The sequence below is a fragment of the Rhizobium sp. FY34 genome, assembly GCF_005222845.1.
In the GTDB taxonomy this organism is placed as follows: Bacteria; Pseudomonadota; Alphaproteobacteria; order Rhizobiales; family Rhizobiaceae; genus Neorhizobium.
Map to the genome: position 1 here is coordinate 1 of NZ_STFZ01000009.1, position 727 is coordinate 727.

A 727-nucleotide genomic window follows, 5' to 3' on the forward strand; every position below is an offset into this window, starting at 1 on the left:
ATACGCGTCCTCATTGATCAGAACCCATTGGCCCATTCTCTGCGTCCGATAGACATGATCCGCCATGGCTGGCTTTCGAGTTTGCGCCAGGCGTCGCAGCAATGGGCGACGATATCGTCGTAAGATTTGAAGACGCGGTTCGACAGCCAGTTCTCGCGCATGAAGTGCCAGAGATTTTCGACCGGATTGAGCTCCGGCGATTTCGGCGGCAGCGGCAGGATCGTTATGTTGGCGGGTACAACGAGTGCGTTGGACATATGCCAGCCTGCCTGATCCATGATGAGGATGGCATGCGCATCATCGGCAACATGTTGGGATATCTCCGCCAGATGCTGCGTCATGGCATAGGTGTCGCACCAAGGCATGACGAGAGCCGCCGCCTTGCCGAGCTTGGGGCAGATTGCACCGAAGATGTAGGCGGATCGCGTTCGCTGGTCGTGCGGGGCGCACGGTCTTGAGCCGCGCTTTGCCCAGCGGCGGGTGATCTTGTTCTTTTGACCGATCCGGGCCTCGTCCTGGTACCAGATTTCTATTCGTTTTCCGCGTGCCGCTCCGCTTGCGATCTCTGCCACTGCGGCGGCGAAGTTTTTTTAAACTCATCAATGGCTCGAGGGTCTTGTTCATGATGTTTCGGTCGGGCCGCCAGTTTGCGGTAACCCAGGGCACGGACCTCGCGGCTCAGCGTCTGTTCGCTCACCGAGACACGAAACTCTTCCCAGAGCCATTG

The 727-nt window shown here is 58.2% G+C and carries 1 pseudogene; it reads right to left on the reverse strand.

Features of this window, described 5'->3' with window-relative positions:
* Positions 1 to 17: 17 nt before the first annotated feature.
* A pseudogene (locus E8M77_RS23855) lies at positions 18 to 727 on the reverse strand (IS630 family transposase); the annotation flags it as partial.